Origin of the sequence: Burkholderia sp. EMB26, from assembly GCF_024730645.1 — a bacterium.
In the GTDB taxonomy this organism is placed as follows: Bacteria; Pseudomonadota; Gammaproteobacteria; order Burkholderiales; family Burkholderiaceae; genus Burkholderia; species Burkholderia cenocepacia.
The window spans coordinates 112,679-133,196 of the sequence record NZ_CP078072.1; the positions used below are offsets into that span (position 1 = coordinate 112,679).

A 20,518-nucleotide genomic window follows, 5' to 3' on the forward strand; every position below is an offset into this window, starting at 1 on the left:
CCGCGCAGCGCGCATCGTCCGGCTCGATTTGACACCTGGCGTCGCCGCCCATTAAAGTCGCGACGCGGGGCGGTGGGTCAAGCACACGCCCGGAACAGGCAGCCGATGTTCCAGGACTACGGGGCTACCCCGTGGATCAGATCGATACGCCGATGCGTCGCAAGTGCGCAAGTTGCGCGTTGCGCAACGACCGCTCTCGCAGCACCAGCCACGTTGGCTCATCGTCCCGCCTTCCTTTTCCCATGCACTCATCCCTGCGCGATACCACCCGCACGATTGCCGAGGCGATGCTCGCCGGTCCGCCCGAACGCGACGGCGTCGTCGCGCGGATGGCCGCCGTGCTCGGCGAGGCACAGCCGTGGACGCCCGAATGCGCGGGCACCGCGCTCGCCCGCTTCGGCGCGAACTGGGCCGATACCGACACCGACGCGCTCGCGGCGCTCCTGGCCGAGGCGCCCGCGTTCGTGCGCGCATGGTATGGCGAGCGTCGGCCGCTGGTGATCCGAATCGTGCGGCGGCCGCTGGTCCAGCGACCGTTGCCGGCGCCGCTCGCGGGCTGCGATGTGCCGCAATGGCCGACGCCCGGCGATCTCGCCGGCTGGCTCGGGGTGAGCGCGCCGGAACTCGACTGGCTGTCCGACCACTGGCGCGTCGACGCGCGCAGCGGCGCCACGCCGCTGCATCACTACACATACGTCGCGGTCGACAAGCGCAGCGGCGGGTGCCGCCTCGTCGAAATCCCGAAGGGGCGGCTGCGCGAAGCGCAGCGCCGCATCCTGCACGGGCTGCTTGATCGCATTGCGCCGCATGGCGCGGTCCACGGTTTTCGCAAGGGGCACGGGATCGTGTCGTTCGCGACGCCGCATGCGGATCGCGATGTCGTCGTGCGTTTCGATCTCGCGGACTTCTTCGTGTCGGTGCGCGCCGCGCGCGTCCATGCGCTGTTCGCGACGCTCGGCTATCCGGCCGAAGTCGCGCGGATCCTCACCGGGCTCTGCACCAATCGCGTGCCGTCGGCGCGGCTGCTCGAGCCGGACCTGCGCGACCGGTTCGACTGGATCGGCCGTCAGCGCTATCGCGAACGGCATCTGCCGCAGGGCGCGCCGACGTCGCCGGCGCTCGCGAACCTGTGCGCGTTCCGGCTCGACCTGCGGCTCGCCGCGCTCGCGCGTTCGGTCGATGCGACCTATACGCGCTATGCGGACGATCTCGCGTTTTCCGGCGGCGGCGCGCTCGCGCGCGACGTCGCGCGGCTGCAAGTCCGGGTCGCCGCGATCGCGCTCGAGGAAGGGTTCGCGCTGCAATTGCGCAAGACCCGCGTGATGCGGCGGGGCACGCGGCAGCAACTGGCCGGCGTGGTCGTCAACCGGCATCCGAACCTGTCGCGCGACGCATTCGATCGACTGAAAGCGATCCTGACCAACTGCATCCGGCGCGGCCCGGCGTCGCAGAATCGCGATGCGCATCCGGATTTCCGTGCGCATCTGGCCGGGCGCGTCGCGCATGCGACGGCGCTGAATGCGGCGCGCGGCGCGAAGCTGCGCGCGCTGTTCGACCGGATCGTGTGGGACGCCGGCGGCGCGGGCCGCTGACCCGTCGGCCCGCGTCGACGCCGGTCGGCAGACTTCTGCAACACGACGCCGCGCACTGCTATCATTCGCGCCATGCCGCGCCCGTGCCAGGGGCGGCGAATCACTTGCCGCCGCCGTTCGCTTCATGCATGCGTACGCGGCGTGCCGCCCGTTGCCGGCTTGGTTCAAGCTGCCAGTGACGCACGACGTCGTTTAGTGCGCATCGCGCAAATCATGCCGGCTCAGGTGGACGATTCACCTATTTGACAGCCCCGATCGGCGGAACTTCGTGGTAGGTTCGGCCATCGGAGCTTTTTGCAAAAACATGCCCAAAGAGGATGAATACATGACCCAGGCCCTGCAGGAACTCGAAGCACAACTTCGGGACCTGAACATCAAGCTGTCAGAGGCGAAGCAGAAGGAGAAGCAAGCCGCGCTCGCGGCCTTCAAGGAACAGGTCGAGCTTTTGGGAATTTCGCAGCAGGAAGTGCTGAGCGCGCTCGGCTACATCGTCCAGCGCAAGCGCAAGGCGCCTGCCAAGTACTACGATCCGTCGACCGGCCGCTCGTGGTCGGGGCGCGGCCCGCGGCCGAAATGGCTCGAAGGCAAGGATCTCGAAACGCTGGCGGTCGATCGCGAGGCCAAGACCTGGTGGCCCGGGGACGATCAGGGCTGAATCCCGGCGCGCCGCAAGGCGACCGGGCGCCGTCCGGTTCGCGCAGGCGGGCCGGCCGGCAATCCGCCGCCCGCCCGCCGTCTTTCATTCGGTGTCCGGCCTGATCGCGACATCGCCGGCCTCGCCGCCGACACCGGATCGACGTTTTCCCTTTTCTTTTCCTTTTCCCGCTCGTTGCCTCCGTTGCCCGCGCGCCGTCCGGCCAGCGCGGGCGCGACGCGCGTCCGCCGCCGTCGTTCGCCGGCACAGGCCTTAGAATGTCGCCGGACATTCGTGGCAGGACACCATGGCAGCAAACATGAAATCTTCGACGCTCGGCGGCCCGTCGGCCCCGCGCGTGGAGCAGGTCGGCGCGTACGCGTGGAAAGCGCTGGCCGGATCGGCGATCGGCTACGCGATGGACGGCTTCGACCTGCTGATCCTCGGCTTCATGCTGCCGGCGATCACGGCGGCGCTGCACCTGACGCCCGGACAGGGCGGCGCGCTGGTCACGTGGACATTGATCGGCGCGGTTGCGGGCGGCATCGTGTTCGGCGCGCTGAGCGATCGCTACGGGCGCGTGCGCGTGCTGACCTGGACGATCCTGCTGTTCGCGATCTTCACGGGCCTGTGCGCATTCGCGCGCGGCTTCGAGGATCTGCTCGTCTATCGCACCATCGCGGGCATCGGCCTCGGCGGCGAATTTGGGATCGGGATGGCCCTCGCGGCCGAAGCGTGGCCTGCAGCCAAGCGCGCCCGCGTGTCGTGCTACGTCGCGCTCGGCTGGCAGGCCGGCGTGCTGTTGGCCGCGCTGCTGACGCCGTTTCTGCTGCTCCATATCGGCTGGCGCGGCATGTTCGTGGTCGGCGTGCTGCCCGCGCTGCTCGCGTGGGTGATGCGCAACAAGCTGCACGAGCCGGAAGCGTTCGTGCAGCGCGCGACGCAGCCCACGTCCAACGCGTTCCGCATGCTCGTCGCCGACGGCCGCACCGCGCGCACGAGCCTCGGCATCGTGATCCTGTGTTCGGTCCAGAATTTCGGCTACTACGGGATCATGATCTGGCTGCCGACCTTCCTGTCGAAGCAGATGGGCTTCTCGTTGACGAAATCGGGGCTGTGGACGGCGGCGACCGTCGTCGGGATGATGATCGGTGTCTGGGTGTTCGGCCAACTGGCCGATCGCATCGGCCGCAAGCCGACGTTCCTGCTGTATCAGCTCGGCTCGGTCGTGACGGTCATCGCGTATGCGCGGCTGTCGGACCCGACGACGATGCTGTGGGCCGGCGCGCTGATGGGGATGTTCGTCAACGGGATGGTCGGCGGCTACGGGACGCTGATGTCGGAAGGCTATCCGACGGCCGCACGCGCGACCGCGCAGAACGTGCTGTGGAACATCGGCCGCGCGGTCGGCGGCTTCGGCCCGGTCGCGGTCGGCGCGCTCGCCGCGCACTACGGGTTCCAGACGGCCATCGCGCTGCTCGCCGGCCTGTACGTGCTCGACATGATCGCGACGCTGTTCCTGATCCCCGAGCTCAAGGGCGTCGAGCTCGAATGAGCGCGGCGCGCGTACGCGCCGCCACGATTTCACCGGAAACCACGATGCAACGGAAAACCAGGACGATTGGCGTGATGGGCTCGGGCAAGGAGCCGTGGGCCGCATTTTCGGAACCGCTCGGCGCGTGGCTCGCGCAGGCCGGGTTCAATCTGCTGACGGGCGGCGGGCAGGGCGTGATGCTGGCGGTCGCGCGCGCGTTCGTCGGCGTGCCCGGTCGAGCCGGACGATCGATCGGCATCGTGCCGACGCAGGCCGATCCGGTCGCGGGCTTCGTGCCGCTCGACGGCTATCCGCATCCGTTCGTCGACATTCCGGTCCTCACGCCGCTGCCGCGCCGCGAGCCGGGCGCGGCTCCGGACACGATCAACCGCAACTACGTGAACGTGCTGAGCAGCGACCTGATCGTGGCCCTGCCGGGCGGGCACGGGACGGCGGAAGAGATCGCGCTCGCGCAGCGCTGGCGCAAGCCGCTCGTCTGCTTCGGGCCGGACGGTGCGTTTCGGTCGCTTGCCGCGGACGCGGTGTGCACGTCGTCGCTCGACGACGTGATCCGGTTCGTTGGCGATGCGTTTGCGGCGGAGCGGGGGCAGGCGTTGCGGTAGGTCGCTCGACGTTCGATGGCGTGCCTGCGGCTCGCGCCGCCGCAGGCAGGGTTCAAGCGCGTCGCCCCGCGCTCACCGCCCCGTTTTCAACTGCGCCCACAACCGGTTCTGCAGCCGGCGAATCTCGGGCGGCATCGGCTTGAGCAACGTCATCCTGCTCAATACCTCGTCGGACGGATACACCGACGGATCGCGCGCGATCGCGGGCTTCACGTACTGACGCGCGGCCTTGTTCGCGGTCGGGTAGAACACCGCGTTGGTGATGCCCGCATTGACCTTCGGGTCCTGCAGGTAGTTGATCCACTTCAGCGCGGCATCGCGGTTCGGCGCGTCCTTCGGGATCACCATCATGTCGAACCACAGCAGGCCGCCTTCCTTCGGATTCGCGAAGCGGATCTCGTACGGGCGTTTCGCTTCGGCCGCGCGGCGGTGCGCGATGCCGACGTCGCCCGAGTAGCCGAACGACACGCACAGGTCGTTGTTCGCGAGATCGTTGATGTAGCCCGACGAGTTGAACTGCGTGATGTACGGGCGCACCTTCTTCAGCACGTCGTAGGCGGCGCGGTAGTCGGCCGGGTTCGTGCTGTTCGGGTCCTTGCCCATGTACTGCAGCGTCGCGGCGAACACATCGACGGCCTGGTCGAGGAACGACACGCCGCACCCCTTCAGCTTCGCCATGTTGGCCGGATCGAACACCAGCGCCCAGCTGTCGACCGGCGCCTTGTCGCCGAGCGCCTTCTTCACGGCCCGCACGTTGTAGCCGATGCCGTCGGTGCCGTAGGCCCACGGCACGCCGTACTGGTTGCCCGGGTCGGCGTCGGCGACCATCTTCATCAGCAGCGGGTCGAGATTCGACAGGTTCGGCAGCTTCGATTTGTCGAGCGGCTGGTAGACGCTCGCCTGAATCTGCTTGGCCATGTAGTTCGACGTCGGCACGACGATGTCGTAGCCGGAGTTGCCGGACAGCAGCTTCGCCTGCAGCGTGTCGTCGCTGTCGTAGTTGTCGTAGCGAACGTGAAGGCCGGTCTGTTTCTGGAAGTTCGGGATCGTGTCCGGCGCGATGTAGTCGGACCAGTTGTAGATGTTCAGTTCGCCGGCTGCGTGGGCGGCAGTGCCGGCGGCGGCGATCGACAGGATGGCGGCGGCTGAAAGGGTACGGTGGAGCGGGCGGATTCGCATGACGAAGTCTTTCCTGGCGGAGCGCGTCGAGCCCGGCGTACGGGCCGTCGCGCGACGGTTCATCGGATGGAACAGGCGTGCGTGATCCGTGCTGTCGACGAGCACGGGCAGTGCAATGCAATCAGGAGTGCGTTCGATGTCGCGCGGGCTTGCGGCCAAACGCGGCGCGAGCCGATCCCGTCGCCGCTCAGGCGACACGATGCGCAGGTCGAACGGAACGAAGAAGGGGAAAGGCGCGCTAAGGCAGCAGCGACGCCACGTCGTCGGTATGGATCGCGACGGACGCACGGGCGGCGACGGCGTTGTGACGGCGAACGGAACGGCGGGACAGGATGGTGTAGATCGACAGAGACAGGCGAGGACTTCGCCAGCCGTCACGGTCGTCGAGGGACGGCGGCGCGGCGCGCAGGTTTCGCGCATCGCCTCGTCTCCATCGCACCAGCGGGCCACGGATTCTCACGATTACTCTCGACCGGGTTGTTGAAAGTATTGAACACCCGACGCTTCGCCAACGGCTACCGTTTCAGGCTGCGGTCATCGCGATTGCCGCGGGGCGGCATCGGCTGCATGGCGCGGACTGAAAGCTTGGCATTCAGCGAAATCGCCGAAACATGACGCTCCCGTGAATCATCGGATAAATCGCTGTAAGGATGTCTCCGGATTTTCCCTAGTGATGGGCAGGGTGGCGACGCGGTGCGGCAGCGTGCACATCGCGCTTGCGAGCGTACTGGCGGTGGCCGGAATGCGGTCGAAGTGATGAGAATATTAGACGGCTGGATAGCCCGCGCCGTCTCGCGACGACGAAGCGGGCGCGGGTGTGGCGGCGCGTTATGCGACCCGAATCCCGAAGTTCTCGATCAGCATGGCCGCCTGATCGTAGGAGACGGTCGCGCCGCGCAGCACGCCGGACGCGAGCAGCCTGGGCGTGCCGCCCAGATCCACGTCGCGCAGGTCGGCACCCTCGAAGCGGGCGTCGTTCAGATGTGCGTTGCGCAGGCTGCCGCCTTCGAACACGGCATCGCGGAAGTCCGCGCCGGCGAGATCGGCGTCCGAGAAATCGAGCGCCACGAGCCGGGTTTTACGGAACGAAAAGCGCCGCAGGCTCGCACCGACCAGCAGCGTGCTGGCGAATTCGAGCCCAAGCGATTTGCATTCCTCAAAATCGGCACCGGTCAGCCGGCATTCGTTGAAGCGGACCGATCCGAGCTTGCTGCGCCGCCAGCTCGTATTGTTGAGGTCGCACGACCGGAACGCGGCGTCCTCGAGATCCGACGACGCAAAGTCGGTTTGGCGGGCCCGGCAGCGAATCCACGTGGTGTGCGCGAGCGTGGCGCCGACGAACGACGCTTCCGCGAGCGCGCAGCGCTCGAATCGCGCGCCGCGCAGATCCAGGCGCGACAGATCGGCGCTTTCGAGGTCGCAATCCTCCAGGTGGAGGGGCGCAGGTGAGCCTTCGATGAGCTGCATCAATTCGGCGCGATCCAGCGTGCGGCCGGTCACGAGGACACCGGGAGTCATGAGCGGATCCATTGTCGGGCGAATGTTCGGGGCAGACATTATCCGGATTTCGCGCGCGTCGTGCATCGGGCGGCGTGCGACAGCTAACGCCGGGCTGCTGCCCCCCACGCACGGCGAAGCTGTCCGCCGATATCAATCGCCGGACGGCCCGGGCCGGCTGAAGCGCTGCTCGACGACCTTGGTTCCCCAGTGCGTGCCTGCCGACTCGTTCGTCAGCGCAAAGCCGAACGACTCGTACAGATGGCGCGCCGCATCGAGCCCCTTGAAGGTCCACAGGTAGGTTTCGCGAAACCGGTGTTCGTCGACGAAACGCATCGCCAGCGTCATCAATTGACGCCCGACGCCCGAGCCGCGCAACGCGTCGTTGACGATGAACCAGCGCAGGTGCGCGACGCCCGTCGCCGGGTCGCCGTCGATCGCGAGCGACGCGAGTGTCCGGCCGTCTTCCTGGCACAGCCACAGCGCCTTGCCGGCGGCCGGCAGCGTGCCCGCGAAGGCGGCCAGCTCGGTCGCCACCCGCTGTTCGAAGAAGGCGCCGAAACCCCAGTGTTCCGCATAGAAGCGCGCATGCAGGCTCGCGATGTCGCCGATGCAGCCCGGCTGATAGCCTTCGCGAATCGACGGCGCGTCGGCGGGTGCGACGGGCGCGCGGGCCGCGTTGTCCTGGGCGAGTGCATCGGCATACAGCGCGAGCGAACGCAGCAGCGCCTGCTGGTCGGCCGGAATCATCCGGCGCAGCGCGTTCGACACCTGATCGGTCGCGAACGTATCGATTCTTTTTCGGAGCTTTTTGCCTTCGGCGGTCAGGTACAGCTCGATCGCCCGCGCGTCCTCGCTGGACACGCGCCGTTCCACGATACCGGCGGCTTCGAGCCGCGCGAGTTGCCGGCTCGTGTTCGATTTGTCGAGCCGCAGGATGGCGCCCAGATCCTTCGCGTTGATGCCGGGCGCCATCCCGATCTCGAGGATCGCGTGCACGGCCGACGGCGCCCAGTCGCTGTCGGCCAGCGTCGCGCGCATGAAGCCGAGCTCGCGTACCAGTTTGCGCGAGAAGTCGCGCAATTCGAGGATGGTCGCGTCGCGCGGCTTGGCCGGCGCGTCGATGAGGTCCATGGTCTGCCCCTGAAAGGTTGCGTATCGCAATCGATAATAGTTGCGGGTCGCAACTTTATCAAGGCGGATTTTCACGTAATCGATTGCTTCGGGGCGGCGCATCCGTGCGGCCGCCACCGCGACGGGTACTGAAGCGGATGGCCGGGCGCGGCGAAGTGACTGCATACTGGGCGGCGCTGGCCGAACTGCGAGCAGGGGCATCGGCCGACGATCGACGACCGCGGACCACGGAGATCACCATGAACAAGCTGTTGCCGATGACGATCGCGTTGCTGGCCGGGAGTGGCCTCGGCGCGGCGCCGCTCCATGCGGCCGGCGTGATGGATGCGGCGCCGTGCAGCGCCGCGCATGCGGCGGATCAGCGCGGCGGGAACGCCGCGATGCCGGGCACGTCGGTCCGCAGCTTCTCGACCGCCGGTTGTTCGGGTGCGGTTTTGCAGGGCGACCGGGCCACGGCGACCGTCAACGGCGACAGGGTGGAGTTGCGCGACGGCGTCGTCTATGTGAACGGCCGATCGTATGGTGCCGTCACGCCCGCGCAGACCGTCGAATACGAAGTCGCGCGCGATCGGCGCACATTGAAGGTCGACGGAAAAACGCGCGCGCCGCTGCGCTGATGCGTCTGGTTGTTTTCTGCAACGCGCGATGTCGATTCACTTCCCGAAGCCGGTGCAACGAAGCACCGGCCCGGGCGCGACTCAGGACGTGGCGACCGAGGCGACCGAGACGACCGTCTCGGCCGGGCTGCCAGGCGGCTGGCCGGTTTGCCGGCGCGAGCGGCCCGAGCTGAGGTACGCGGCGATCGAGTCCTGCGTGATCTCGCCGAGCCACGCACCGTCGGGGTCGAGCACCGGCATCCACGACGCGCTGTACTGGTACATCTTCGACAGCACGATGCGCAGGTTGTCATCCGCCGCGACGCCGGCCGGGAACGGCGTCACGCGTTCGCCGCACACGCCGCCGTCGGTGCGTGCCGCGCGGCGCGTCACGTAGCCGAGCGCCCGGCCCGCGTCGTCGAGCACGGTCAGGTAGCGGCAGTCGGTTTCGTCCATCACCGCCAGTGCGTGTGCGAGCGGCGTATCGACGCGCGCGGTTTCGGGTTGCGTGGCGGCGTCGCCGGCCTTCACGAGCAGCAGGCGCTTGAGCGTGCTGTCCTGGCCGACGAACTGCGCGACGAATTCGTCGCGCGGGCGGGCGAGCAGCGTGTCGGGGTGATCGTACTGAACGAGCTGGCCGCGCCGGAACACGGCGATGCGATCGCCGAGCTTGATCGCTTCGTCGATGTCGTGGCTCACCATGATCACGGTCTTGTTCAGTTGCCGCTGCATCTGGAAGAACTCGTTCTGGATCGATTCGCGATTGATCGGATCGACCGCGCCGAACGGCTCGTCCATCAGCAGCACGGGCGGATCGGCGGCCAGCGCGCGAATCACGCCGATGCGCTGCTGCTGCCCGCCCGACAGCTCGCGCGGATAGCGCTTCAGGTACAGCTTCGGATCGAGCGCGACCATCGACATCAGGTCGCGCGCGCGTTCGGCGCAGCGCTTCTTGTCCCAGCCGAGCAGGCGCGGCACGACGGTGATGTTTTCCTCGATCGTCATGTTCGGGAACAGGCCGATCTGCTGGATCACGTAGCCGATGTGGCGCCGCAGGTCGACTTCGTTCAGCTGTGCCGTGTCCTCGCCGTTGATGAGCACGCGGCCCGACGTGGCGGCGATGAGCCGGTTGATCATCTTCAGCGTGGTGGTCTTGCCGCAGCCCGACGGGCCGAGGAACACGCAGATTTCCCCTTCGGGCACCGACAGGCTCACGGAGTCGACCGCGCGCACGGCCTGGCCGTCCTTGCGCGTGAAGGTCTTGGTCAGTTGGTCGAGTTCGATCATGTCTTCTGCACTCCCTTCGGTGTCAATGCACGTTGCAGCATCTGCAGCAGCCGGTCGGCGACGATCGCGAGCAGGCTCACGAGCACCGCGCCCACCAGCAGTTTCATCATGCTGCTCTGCCCGATCGCACGCAGGATCAGCGTGCCGAGGCCGCCCGCGCCGATCACGGCGGCGATCGTCATCACGCCGATGTTCATCACGACCGCGGTGCGCACGCCCGCGAGAATCACCGGCACCGCGAGCGGCAAGTCGACGAGACGCAGGCGCTGCCACGAGGTCATCCCGATGCCGGTGCCGGCTTCCTTGATCCCTGCATCCACGTTGTGCAAGGCCAGGTACGTATTGCGCATGATCGGCAGCAGCGAGTAGAGGAATACGGCCGTGATCGCGGGCGCGGCGCCGATGCCCTGGCCGAAGCGCGAGAAGAACGGGATCATCAGGCCGAACAGCGCGATGGACGGCAGCGTGAGCACGAGCGTGGCGATGCCGAGCAGCGGCCCGGCGAGCCATTCGTGGCGATTGATCAGGATGCCGAGCGGTACGCCGGCGACGATCGCGCAACCTACGGCGATCGCGACGAGCCACACGTGCTGCAGCGTGAGCTGCAGCAACTCGGGCCAGCTCGAAGCGAGATAGTCGAATACGCTCATCGGTCCTCCTTCAGGGCAGCGGGTGGGTGCGCAGGAACGCATCGGCGACGTCGCGCGGCGACTTGCCGTCGAGATCGACGGCCTTGGCCATCGCCTGCATCGCGTCGTTGTCGAGCGCGGCCGACAGCGCGTTGAGCTGCGTCGCGAGCTTCGGATTGCTTTCAAGCGTGCCCTTGCGGACCACGGGCGTCGCGTTGTACGGCGGGAAGAAGTGCTTGTCGTCCTCGAGCGGCACGATGCCGAAGCCCTTCACGCGGCCGTCGGTCGTGTAGACGAGGCCGATCTTCAACTGATTGTTGTGCAGGGCCGTATAGACGAGCCCCGGATCCATCTGCTTCAGTTGCGCGCGGCTGAACTGCATGCCGTAGGCGGCGAGCAGCGGCTTCAGGCCGTCGGGGCGATTCGCGAATTCCGCATCCATGCCGAATACGTAATGCTTCGCGGCGGGATCGTTCTTCAGGTGCTCGGCGAGCTGCGACACCGTGCGGATGCCGGTGGCCTGCGCGAGTTCGCTCGGCAGGCCGATCGCGTAGGTGTCGTTGAGCGGCGACGCATCGAGCCACACGAGCCCGCGCGGCACGTCGAGCGCCTTGACGCGCCGGTACATCTCCTCGGGCGACAGCTTGTCCTGGATCTTGTTGTAGACGAGCGCCGCCGTGCCCGTGTAGTCCCACATCAGGTCGAACTGGCCGTTCTCCAGCGCGCTGCGCGCGAGCGTGCTGCCGAGCCCGGCGCGGACTTCGACGTCGTAGCCGCGCGAGCGCAGGTATTGCGACGTGAGTTCCGCCAGCACGTACTGCTCGGTGAAGTTCTTCGCGCCCAGCACGAGCTTCGCGGCGAACGCCGGCGTGCTCGCGGCGACGCACAGCGCGCCGACGGTGCACAGGCGTGCGAACGATCGAAGGATGCGATGAAGCGTCATGCGGCACCTCCGTGGCGTGCCAGCCAGTGACGGCTGCCGGCCGCGACGATGCCGTCCAGCACCAGTGCCAGGATCGCGGTGAGCGATGCGCCGAGCAGCAGCAGCGGCTGGTTGTCGAGGTAGATGCCGGGGAAGATCAGCGAGCCGAGACTGTCCGCGCCGATCAGGTACGCGAGCGGCGCCGTGCCGACGTTGATCGCGAGCGCGGTGCGCACGCCGCCGACGATGATCGGCAAGGCGTTGGGCAATTCCACGCGAACCAGCGATTGCCAGCCCGTCATGCCGATGCCCTTGGCGGCTTCGCGCAGCGCGGCCGGTACGTTCTTCATCCCTTCGTAGGCGTTACGCGTGACGGGCAGCAGCGAGGCGAGAAACAGCGCGACGATCGCCGGCACGTTGCCGATGCCGAAGATGCCGAGCGCGATGGCGAGCACCGCGAGCGACGGGATCGTATTGCCGATGTTGAAGACCTGCATGAAGCGCTCGGCCTGGCGCTGGAATCGCGGCCGGCTCAGCAGTACGCCGGCCGGCACGCCCACGGCGATGGCCAGTGTCATCGAATAGACGACCAGCAGCATGTGCTGGCCCGCGTAGTAGGCGAGATCGTCCGAGCGCTGCTTGAACGTCTCGGCGCCGATGCCGCGCGCCAATGCCCATCCCACGGCGATGATGGCCACCAGGCTGCCCACCAGCTGGACAGTGCGTCGAGTCATGAAGATACGCCTCCTCGATTCGGTGCGGCGCGCGCAGGCGCACGCCGCGATGACGCCGCATGGCGTCGCGATGGAAGTTCGTGATCCCGGCATGGCCGCGATTGAACTGACGGAAACAGTGCTGCCGGCTGCACCGAGGTGCGGCTGGCGGTCGGTTGAACGCGACGACGCGTTCGTCTGATTGTCAGGTTCAGCCCGGCGGCGCCGTAACGGCGAGGCGCGTTCGAGCAGGGCACCGTCCTGTGAAGACGGCATGGATGCGGGCGGCTTGGCGCCGACCGCTGGGGCCGGAGGCCCCTTTGACGTGGCGAAACGGATGCATGCGCAACGAAGTGCGAAATGACATCACGTTGCGCACGAGATCATGCGTTTTGTGATGAAGTTGAGGCGAGTATAGAACAATCGATCGAACGCGTCTACCGTGGGGAGCGATCGCGGCGATGCGTGGCCGGTCGTGCGAGGGCCACGAGCAGGGTGCGTGAAAATTGATTCGAAGCCCGAATCAGTGGACGAGACCGGCGTGGCGACGGGCGATGCGCGAGCGGTCTCGCCGCATGAAATCGTTACCGCGCGATGCGGCGCGCGGTGGTGCCGATCACGTTGGTCAGCAGCCGCACGATCGTCAGCGCGGTCATCTCGCGCACATCGAGCGCCGGGTGATATTCGACGACGTCGATTCCCGCGAGGCGCGTGTTCGCGCACAGGTGCCGCAGTACGCCGCGCGTCTGGTGGAACGTCAGGCCGCCCGGCATCGGCGCGACCACGCCCGGCGCGATGCTCGGGTCGAGGCCGTCGATGTCGACGGTCACGAACCACGGCGCGTCGTCCACGAGGTGCCGCGTGACGGCTTCGATGCCTTCATCGTGCACGACGTCGGCCGGCACGAGCACGTTGCCCGAGCGCAGCGCGTCCTCCACGTCGCTCGGGCGCGCGCTGCCGCTGCCGCGCAGGCCGACCTGGACGATCCGCCTGACGAACGGCATCTCGCGGATGCGCCGGATCGGGCTCGAATAGCCGTGCCGTTCGCCGTTCACCTCGTCGCGGAAGTCGAGATGCGCGTCGAACTGCAGCACGTTCAGCGGTCCGTACGCCTCGAACGCGCGCACGCACAGCGCCGGAATCGAATCGTCGCCGCCGAGCACCACCGGAATCGCGCCGCGCTCGAGCAGCGACGCGACGGCGGACGTCACGGCCGCCGCGTTGCGCGCGACGTCCAGCGTGCCGGGCAGGTTGCCGCAATCGACGCAGGTCGCGCCCGTGTCGCCGAACAGCGTGCCTTGCAGGTCGAAGTCATAGTGTCCGATCTGGCGCCCGTAGCGGAAGCTGCGCTCGCGCACCTTGTCGGGCGCGTTGGACGCGTCGCAGTGCAGCAGCGCCGGGCCGTACGGCACGCCGTACGGCGCGCCGAGGACGGCGAACGTGGCGGAGACTCGCTCCGTATCCGGCTCGCAACCCTGAGCAAGAAACGGCACCTTCGGTGAATCGCAAAGCATGTTTTCCTCGTTGAATAAGCGGGCCGAACGCGTGTGAACGTGTGACCGTCAGTCGGCGACCACGTGTTCGAGCACGTCGGAGCGGATCGGCCCGAGCATGAAGATGTAGATCAGGCATCCGATGATCGCCATGATCGACGCCGAGATCAGGCCGGGCGTGAACGAGCCGGTCGCGTCCTTCAGCAGGCCGATCACGGCCGGGCTCGCGATGCCCGCGAGATTGGAGATGCAGTTCTGGAACCCGGCGACCGTGCCGGCCACCGAGCGTTCGCCGCGTGCGGACACGTCGGCCGGCAGCGCGAGAATGCTCGACGTGGCGACCGACACGCCGAAGAACGCGATCGACAGGAGCAGCAGCGCGAGCCAAGCCTGCGACGCGAGCCCCGCCAGACCGATCGTCGCGCTCAGCGCCATCCCGACGACGATGCAGAACTTGCGCGCAAAGTTCAGGCCGTAGTGGCTTGCCGCGATGCGGTCGGAGATCCAGCCGCCGACCCACGAGCCGACCAGCCCCGCGAGGCCCGGCAGGATGCCGTAGAAACCGAGCTGCAGCAGGCTGAAACCGCGTTCCTTCACGAGGTAGGTCGGGTACCACGTGATGAAGAAGTAGACGACGTAGCCCTGGCAGGCGAAGCCGAGCGACATTGCCCACACCACACGCGACGTGAACAGCCGGCCCCACTTGATGCGGACCGGTGCGTGCTTTTCGGTGGGTGCGTCCTGGTCGACGTGCTTGGCTTCGGCCGCGTTGACGAAGCGGTTCTGCGACGGAAACTCGCTCGCGACTAGCAGCCAGACGACGACCCACACGAGGCCGATCGCGCCGGTGAAGATGAACGACGCGCGCCAGCCGTACGCGGTGATGATCGCGGTGCAGATCGGCAGCGCGATCAGTGTGCCGCCGCGCGCGCCGCAATCGTAGATGCCGGACGCGAGGCCGCGTTCGGTCGGCGGGAACCAGCGCTCGACGAATTTCGTCGCGGACGGGAACGCGCCGGCTTCGCCGACGCCGAGCAGGAAACGCAGGCCGAGCAGCGACGCGCCGCCGCGCGCGAGGCTCGTCGCCATCGTGAATGCCGACCACCACACGACCGCGCCCGCGAACACGAGTTTCGCGCCGAACCGGTCGACGAGCATGCCGGCCGGGATCTGGCAGGCCGCATAAGTCCAGAAGAACGCGCCGAGGATCAGGCCCGATTCGGCGGACGACAGGTGCAGCTCCGTATTCATGTACGGCAGCGCGACCGCCAGGTTGGCGCGGTCCATGTAGTTGGTGACGATCGCGAGAAACGCGAGGAACACCATGAACCAGCGGAATTTGGTGGGCTTGTGCGCCCGTGAGCTCGACATTGTCTGCATCGTTGTGTCCCCTGACCTGCCCGTTGCGGCCGCTTTTGTGTTCAAAGCCGTGATTTCATCGAATTCCGGCCTGTTCCGCCAATACATTGTCGGACCGCGACCTATAACCGTGGGTTATGCTCTCGCGATCGCGCGGCGTCGAAAGGAGGGGGAACATGGCAAGGCGAACGCTGAACTATCACCAGGTCGAACTGCTGTACGAGGTGGTCCGGTGCCGGACGCTGACGGCGGCGGCGCGCAATCTGCACATCTCTCAGCCGGCGGTCACGAAGCAGTTGAAGGTGCTGGAAGAAAGCCTCGGCGTCGAGCTGTTCAAGCGCGAGAAAGGCCGGTTGCTGCCGACGGCCGAAGCGATCCTGCTGTTCGAGCAGACCGAGCGGACCAACGCGAGCCTGCATGCGCTCAACGAACTCGCGGACGGCTTGCGCGCGGGCACGCTCGGCCGCCTCGGCATCTGCGCGTATCCGGCGGTCACCGAACGGCTGCTGCCGGAAGCGATCACCGTGTTCCAGGCGAAGTACCCGAAGGTGTTCGTCGAAGTCGCGATCGAGAACGCGGAGCGGATGCTCGATCTCGTCGAGAGCCAGCAAGTGGATCTCGGCATCTGCGCGCCGTTTCGCGCGATGCGCAACGTCACCGAACAGCATCTGCTCGATTCGACGATCGTCTGCGCGATGCGCGCCGACGATCCGCTGGTCGTGCAGCAGACGGTGACGCTCGCCGATCTCGAAGCCGGCGGGCTGACGAGCGTCGATGCGCTGGAAGGCATCCCCGAACTGGAGGCGCTGCTGTCGGCGTCCGAGAACCGGCACACGATTCACGCGCGCGTGTCGAGTTCGGCGCTCGCGTGCCGGATGGTGCAACTGGCCGGGCGGCGCGCGATCGTCGACAGCCTGACCGCCGCGTCGATCGATGCGGCCGGCCTCGCGTTCGTGCCGATCGACACGATTCCGCCGCGCCGTATCGCGATGCTGCGCCCGTCGCTGCGGCCGGGTAGTGCGTTCACCGAAGCGTTCTGCCGGATCCTCGAAAGCCAGGCGAAGCGACTTCAGGTCGACATGACGCGCCGGTGCGCGAGCCGGCGGCGCGTCAGGGCGAAGGGGTAACGCATCCGCGTCACGCGTCGGTGTCCGACGCCGAGCGCGGCGTCTTGCCGGTCCAGCGCCGGTACGCGTGACGGAAGCTGCGCGGTTCGCTGTAACCGAGCCGCTCGGCGATCGCGGCGACGCTCAACGCATGATCGTCGAGCAACCGCACGGCTTCGTCGCGACGCACGTCGTCGAGCAACGACTGGAACGTGATGCCGTCCTTGTCGAGCCGCCGGCGCAGCGTGCGTTCGGTCAGGTGCAGCGCGCCGGCGAGCGCCGTCATCGACTTGAACCGCACGAGGTCGCGCGCCATCAATTCCTTCGCGCGATCGGCGAAGCGCGTGCCGACCGACGCGGCCCACTGCCGTTCGAGCACCTCGCACTGGCCGTGCAGCGCATTGAAGCTGACTTCGTTCGCGAGGCGCGGCGCTTCCGTGCCGTTCACCGACGTGAACACGAGCCGGTTGTCGGCCGCATTGAAGACGACCGGGCAGCCGAAGTGGCGCGCGTAGTCGGCCGCGTTGCGCGGCGTGCGGCGCGCGAGCTGCACCTGCTCGGGCCACACCGGCTTGCCGACGAGGTCGGACACGATCAGGCGCAGGCTCGACAGGCACATGTCGGCCTGGAACACCTCGAGATCGGGCTCGCCGTTGTAGCGGCCGATGGTCACGCTCATGCCGCCGGCATGCGCGTCGATACGCACGTCGAAATACAGCCCCATGAACAGCGGAAACTGGCCCATGCAGCGGAACGCCTGCATCACCGAGCCGCTGATCAGCATCGCGTAGCCGGCGAGACCCAGCGTCGACACATGCAGCCGCGCGCCGATCGACAGCCCGATCGACGGCACGCCGCTGCAGCGCAGCAGGTTGCGAAAGCAACGTTGCTCCTGGCCGCGATTCACGTGCAGGTTCGGCGATGCGACTTCGTCCGCGCCGAGCCCCGTGCCTTCGAGCAGTGCGGCGCCGTCGATGCGCCGCACGCGGCACTCGTCCAGCGCGACAGCGATCGCGTGAACCGTGGCGGGAATATCCTCCTGGCGTCCGGCCGGACGCGCGAGGCCGAGCGCCGAACGCAGGCTGCGTTCGGCCCGGCTCTGGTTTCGTTGGGAACGGCTGTCCATGGTGCCGATGCGGTGACGGGGTCGCACAGAACATAGCCGGAATGTCCGCAAAACGCCAGTGCCGCACAGCAGCATGCAGGGCGGCAGGGCACCATGCCCGACCCTGTGTCCGGAAATATCCCTCGATTACGTCCGCTTTTCTCATTCGTCGTCGATTTTTTGGCGCACCACACTTTCTTCCAGTCGTGCCCCGCCGGCAGCGCCGGACGCACGCGTGTTGAAGTCATGGACGCCACCCACGTGAGGACAGCATGGACAACGACAGGCCAGGTCGAACCGCATCAGCCGCCGCGATGCACGAGTTCGAGGCGTACGCGCCGCGCGGCGACACCGACGCACGCAAGCCGCACCTGCTCGGACTCTCGACGCTGGTGATCTTCGGCCTCGCGTACATGCTGCCGATGACGGTGTTCACGACCTACGGCCTCGTCACGAGCGAGACGAACGGGCATCTGACGGCCGCGTACGCGGTCACGCTGATCGCGATGCTGTTTACCGCGCGCAGCTACGGCCACATGGCGCGGCTGATGCCGAGCGCCGGCTCGGCCTACACGTTCGCGAGCCGCAACTTCGGCACGTCGGCCGGTTTCATGGTCGGCTGGGCGTTGCTGATGGATTACCTGTTCATTCCGATGATCAGCTATCTCGCGATCGGCATCTACATGAAACAGATTTTTCCGACGGTGCCGGCCAGCGTGTGGATCATCGGCAGCATCGCGCTGATCACCGGGCTGAACATCGTCGGCATCCGGCTCGTCAATCGCGTGAACCTGATCCTGATCGCGAGCCAGCTCGTGTTCATCGCGGTCTTCGTGATCGCGTCGGCGCACGTCGCGGCGGGCGAAGGGCTGTCGATGGCCATCGCGTTGCCGTCGTCCGGCGATGCGCGCGCGATCTTCGCCGGCGCTGCGATTTTGTGCCTGTCGTTCCTCGGCTTCGATGCGGTCACCACGCTGTCGGAGGAAACGCGCGAGCCGCGGCGCACGGTGCCGCGCGCGATCCTGCTCTGCACGCTCGCGAGCGGCCTGCTGTTCATGCTGATCGCGTATGTCGGTCAAGTGGTGTTTCCCGACTGGCATGCGTTCAAGGATCTCGATTCGGCGAGCCTCGAACTGATGCGGCGGGTCGGCGGCCGCACGCTGTCGGCGTTCTTCGTCGCGGTGTACGTGGCCGGCTGCTTCGCGAGCGCGATGGCGGGCCAGGCGAGCGTGACGCGCGTGCTGTTCGCGATGGGCCGCGACCGCGTGCTGCCCGAATGCGTGTTCGGCCATCTGCATGCGCGGTTGCATACGCCGGTGCGGGCGACGCTCGCGGTCGGCGTCGTGTCGCTGTCCGCGCTGTTCATCACGCTCGATCTCGCGTCGACGATGATCAGTTTCGGCGCGCTCGTCGCGTTCGCGATCGTGAACCTGTGCGTGATGCGCAGCTATCTGAGCCGGCCCGAGCATCGCCACGCAGCGGGCTGGATTGCATACGGCCTGATGCCGGCGATCGGCTTCGCGATGAACGTGTGGCTCTGGTCGGGGCTGTCGCGCCAGACGTTCTACGTCGGCATCGGCTGGCTCGTGGTCGGGCTCTGCCAGCTCGTCTGGCTGACGCGCGGTTTCACGCGGCCGGCGCCGACGCTGTCGATGAATTGAAGGACCGGCTGCGCGATGCCGGTTTTGAAACCCTGAAGGAGGAGTGATCCATGCACGCTGTTGACGTCAATCTCGATGCGGACCTGCAGGCGCTCGGCAAGCGCCATCTGCTGATGCACTTCACGCATGCCGATGCATACCGCGAGAACGCGCTGACCGTGTTCGACCGCGGCGAAGGCTGCTGGCTCGTCGACCGCAGCGGCAAGCGCTATTTCGACGGGCTGGCCGGGCTGTACTGCGTGCAGGTCGGCTACAGCCACGGCGCGGAGATCGGCGATGCGATTCGCGAGCAGATGGTGCGGCTGCCATTCGCGACCAACTGGGGCTACGGGCACGAACCGGCGATCCGGCTCGCGCACCGGCTCGCGGCGCTCGCGCCCGAGGGCCTGAACCGCGTGTTCTTCACGTCGAGCGGCTCGGAGTCGAACGAATCGGCGATCAAGCTGGTGCGCCAGTATCACCAGTCGCGCGGCGAGCCGCAGCGGCGCAAGTTCATCGCGCGGCGCGTCGCGTATCACGGCACGTCGTTCGGCGCGCTCGCGCTGAACGGGATGACGAACTTCCGCAAGCATTTCGAGCCGCTGATGTCGGGCGTGCGGCACGTGGGCAACACGAAACGCTACGGCCGCCCGGCGGGCGAGACGGAGGCGCAGTTCACGCGCCATCTGCTCGACGAAATCGAATCGCTGATCGTGCAGGAGGGGCCGGACACGGTCGCCGCGATCGTCGTCGAGCCGCTGCAGAACGCGGGCGGCAGCCTGACGCCGCCGGCCGGCTACGCGGCCGGGCTGCGCGACATCTGCGACCGGCACGGCGTGCTGCTCGTCGCCGACGAGGTGATCTGCGGGTTCGGCCGGCTCGGCGAGTATTTCGGGTCGGCGCGCTACGGGCTGAAGCCGGACATCATCACGTTCGCGAAGGGCATCGCGTCGGGCTACGTGCCGCTCGGCGGCGTGATCGCGAGCGACGCGGTCGTCGACACGGTGCTCGACGGGCCGCAGCAGATGTTCCTGCACGGCGCGACCTACGGCGGCCATCCGGTCGCGTGCACGGCCGCGCTCGCGAACCTCGCGATCATGGAGCGCGAAGGGGTGCTCGCGAACGTTCGCGACAACGAAGCGGTGTTTCGCCGGACGCTCGACGGGCTGCTCGAACTGCCGTGCGTCGGCGACGTGCGCGGCGACGGCTATCACTATTCGCTCGAACTCGTGACCGACAAGGTCGCGCGCCGCTGGGCGGCCGGCATCAGCGCGCAGGCGTTCGTGTCGACGCTGCTCGCGCCGGCGATCTTCGACGCGGGGCTGCTGTGCCGCGCGGGCGTGGATCACGAAGGCACGCCGATCGTGCAGTTTTCGCCGCCGCTGGTGATGTTGCGCGACGAGATCGCATGGTTCGTCGCGCAGATCCGCGACATCCTCGTCGAGACCTACGCGCGGGCGACGCGCTGAGCGCGG

The 20,518-nt window shown here is 67.5% G+C and carries 20 protein-coding genes; 9 read left to right on the forward strand and 11 right to left on the reverse strand.

Features of this window, described 5'->3' with window-relative positions; all coding sequences use genetic code 11:
• Positions 1-242 precede the first annotated feature (242 nt).
• The 4 genes from KU887_RS30875 (at position 243) to KU887_RS30890 (ending at position 4,383) form a co-directional block, all read left to right on the forward strand.
• A complete protein-coding gene (locus KU887_RS30875; RefSeq protein ID WP_112751442.1) occupies positions 243-1,592 on the forward strand; it encodes a reverse transcriptase family protein in 1,350 nt (449 codons plus the stop codon).
• Between the two features lie 325 nt (positions 1,593-1,917).
• Positions 1,918-2,247 (forward strand): H-NS family nucleoid-associated regulatory protein, encoded by a 330-nt coding sequence (locus KU887_RS30880; protein WP_011549287.1) that lies wholly within the window; start codon positions 1,918-1,920, stop codon positions 2,245-2,247.
• Between the two features lie 286 nt (positions 2,248-2,533).
• Entirely contained in the window at positions 2,534-3,781 is a 1,248-nt protein-coding gene (locus KU887_RS30885) for an MFS transporter (RefSeq protein ID WP_034203911.1), read from the forward strand.
• Positions 3,778-4,383 carry a DNA-binding protein gene (locus KU887_RS30890; protein ID WP_258258697.1) on the forward strand — a complete coding sequence of 202 codons (606 nt, stop codon included), beginning with the start codon at positions 3,778-3,780 and terminating at the stop codon, positions 4,381-4,383. Before KU887_RS30885 ends, KU887_RS30890 begins: the two co-directional genes overlap by 4 nt.
• Before the next feature lie 72 nt (positions 4,384-4,455).
• On the opposite strand, the gene KU887_RS30895 is transcribed toward KU887_RS30890, so the two are convergent.
• From KU887_RS30895 to KU887_RS30910, 4 genes are all read right to left on the reverse strand, one after another.
• Positions 4,456-5,562, reverse strand: a complete 1,107-nt coding sequence (locus tag KU887_RS30895; protein WP_124633449.1) for a polyamine ABC transporter substrate-binding protein — start codon at positions 5,560-5,562, stop codon at positions 4,456-4,458.
• Between the two features lie 238 nt (positions 5,563-5,800).
• Positions 5,801-6,022, reverse strand: a complete 222-nt coding sequence (locus tag KU887_RS30900; RefSeq protein ID WP_077057161.1) for a hypothetical protein — start codon at positions 6,020-6,022, stop codon at positions 5,801-5,803.
• A 368-nt stretch (positions 6,023-6,390) separates the two neighbouring features.
• Complete coding sequence (locus tag KU887_RS30905; protein ID WP_006497926.1) at positions 6,391-7,080, reverse strand: pentapeptide repeat-containing protein; 690 nt, start codon at positions 7,078-7,080, stop codon at positions 6,391-6,393.
• Positions 7,081-7,212: 132 nt separating this feature from the next.
• Positions 7,213-8,193 (reverse strand): helix-turn-helix domain-containing GNAT family N-acetyltransferase, encoded by a 981-nt coding sequence (locus tag KU887_RS30910; RefSeq protein ID WP_043205865.1) that lies wholly within the window; start codon positions 8,191-8,193, stop codon positions 7,213-7,215.
• A 137-nt stretch (positions 8,194-8,330) separates the two neighbouring features.
• Here KU887_RS30910 and KU887_RS30915 point away from each other — a divergent pair, with 137 nt between their 5' ends.
• Positions 8,331-8,810, forward strand: a complete 480-nt coding sequence (locus KU887_RS30915; protein WP_227746381.1) for a sugar ABC transporter ATPase — start codon at positions 8,331-8,333, stop codon at positions 8,808-8,810.
• 81 nt (positions 8,811-8,891) lie between these two features.
• Here KU887_RS30915 and KU887_RS30920 read toward each other — a convergent pair whose 3' ends face one another.
• Genes KU887_RS30920 through KU887_RS30935 form a run of 4 tightly spaced genes read right to left on the reverse strand, consistent with a single transcriptional unit; the run spans position 8,892 to position 12,361 of the window.
• Positions 8,892-10,076 (reverse strand): ABC transporter ATP-binding protein, encoded by a 1,185-nt coding sequence (locus KU887_RS30920; protein ID WP_058903826.1) that lies wholly within the window; start codon positions 10,074-10,076, stop codon positions 8,892-8,894.
• Positions 10,073-10,726: an ABC transporter permease gene (locus KU887_RS30925; RefSeq protein ID WP_059721462.1), complete on the reverse strand. Its 654-nt coding sequence runs from the start codon at positions 10,724-10,726 to the stop codon at positions 10,073-10,075. The genes KU887_RS30920 and KU887_RS30925 overlap by 4 nt, the downstream gene beginning before the upstream one ends.
• A gap of 10 nt (positions 10,727-10,736) precedes the next feature.
• Positions 10,737-11,648: a glycine betaine ABC transporter substrate-binding protein gene (locus KU887_RS30930; protein ID WP_006484838.1), complete on the reverse strand. Its 912-nt coding sequence runs from the start codon at positions 11,646-11,648 to the stop codon at positions 10,737-10,739.
• Complete coding sequence (locus KU887_RS30935) at positions 11,645-12,361, reverse strand: ABC transporter permease (protein WP_006484827.1); 717 nt, start codon at positions 12,359-12,361, stop codon at positions 11,645-11,647. The genes KU887_RS30930 and KU887_RS30935 overlap by 4 nt, the downstream gene beginning before the upstream one ends.
• On the opposite strand from KU887_RS30935, the gene KU887_RS30940 reads away from it, so the two are divergent.
• A complete protein-coding gene (locus KU887_RS30940; protein WP_006484836.1) occupies positions 12,360-12,542 on the forward strand; it encodes a hypothetical protein in 183 nt (60 codons plus the stop codon). The two genes, KU887_RS30935 and KU887_RS30940, sit on opposite strands and share 2 nt — an antisense overlap.
• A gap of 382 nt (positions 12,543-12,924) precedes the next feature.
• On the opposite strand, the gene KU887_RS30945 is transcribed toward KU887_RS30940, so the two are convergent.
• Entirely contained in the window at positions 12,925-13,854 is a 930-nt protein-coding gene (locus tag KU887_RS30945; RefSeq protein WP_006497931.1) for an agmatinase, read from the reverse strand.
• A gap of 48 nt (positions 13,855-13,902) precedes the next feature.
• Positions 13,903-15,204 carry an MFS transporter gene (locus tag KU887_RS30950; protein WP_006484820.1) on the reverse strand — a complete coding sequence of 434 codons (1,302 nt, stop codon included), beginning with the start codon at positions 15,202-15,204 and terminating at the stop codon, positions 13,903-13,905.
• Positions 15,205-15,368: 164 nt separating this feature from the next.
• Here KU887_RS30950 and KU887_RS30955 point away from each other — a divergent pair, with 164 nt between their 5' ends.
• Positions 15,369-16,319, forward strand: a complete 951-nt coding sequence (locus KU887_RS30955; protein ID WP_196432708.1) for a LysR family transcriptional regulator — start codon at positions 15,369-15,371, stop codon at positions 16,317-16,319.
• A 10-nt stretch (positions 16,320-16,329) separates the two neighbouring features.
• Here KU887_RS30955 and KU887_RS30960 read toward each other — a convergent pair whose 3' ends face one another.
• Positions 16,330-17,424, reverse strand: a complete 1,095-nt coding sequence (locus KU887_RS30960) for an AraC family transcriptional regulator (protein WP_006484842.1) — start codon at positions 17,422-17,424, stop codon at positions 16,330-16,332.
• A gap of 293 nt (positions 17,425-17,717) precedes the next feature.
• Between KU887_RS30960 and KU887_RS30965 the strand changes: the two genes are divergently transcribed.
• A complete protein-coding gene (locus KU887_RS30965) occupies positions 17,718-19,064 on the forward strand; it encodes an APC family permease (RefSeq protein ID WP_375167913.1) in 1,347 nt (448 codons plus the stop codon).
• A 50-nt stretch (positions 19,065-19,114) separates the two neighbouring features.
• A complete protein-coding gene (locus tag KU887_RS30970; protein WP_258258699.1) occupies positions 19,115-20,512 on the forward strand; it encodes an aspartate aminotransferase family protein in 1,398 nt (465 codons plus the stop codon).
• Positions 20,513-20,518 lie beyond the last annotated feature (6 nt).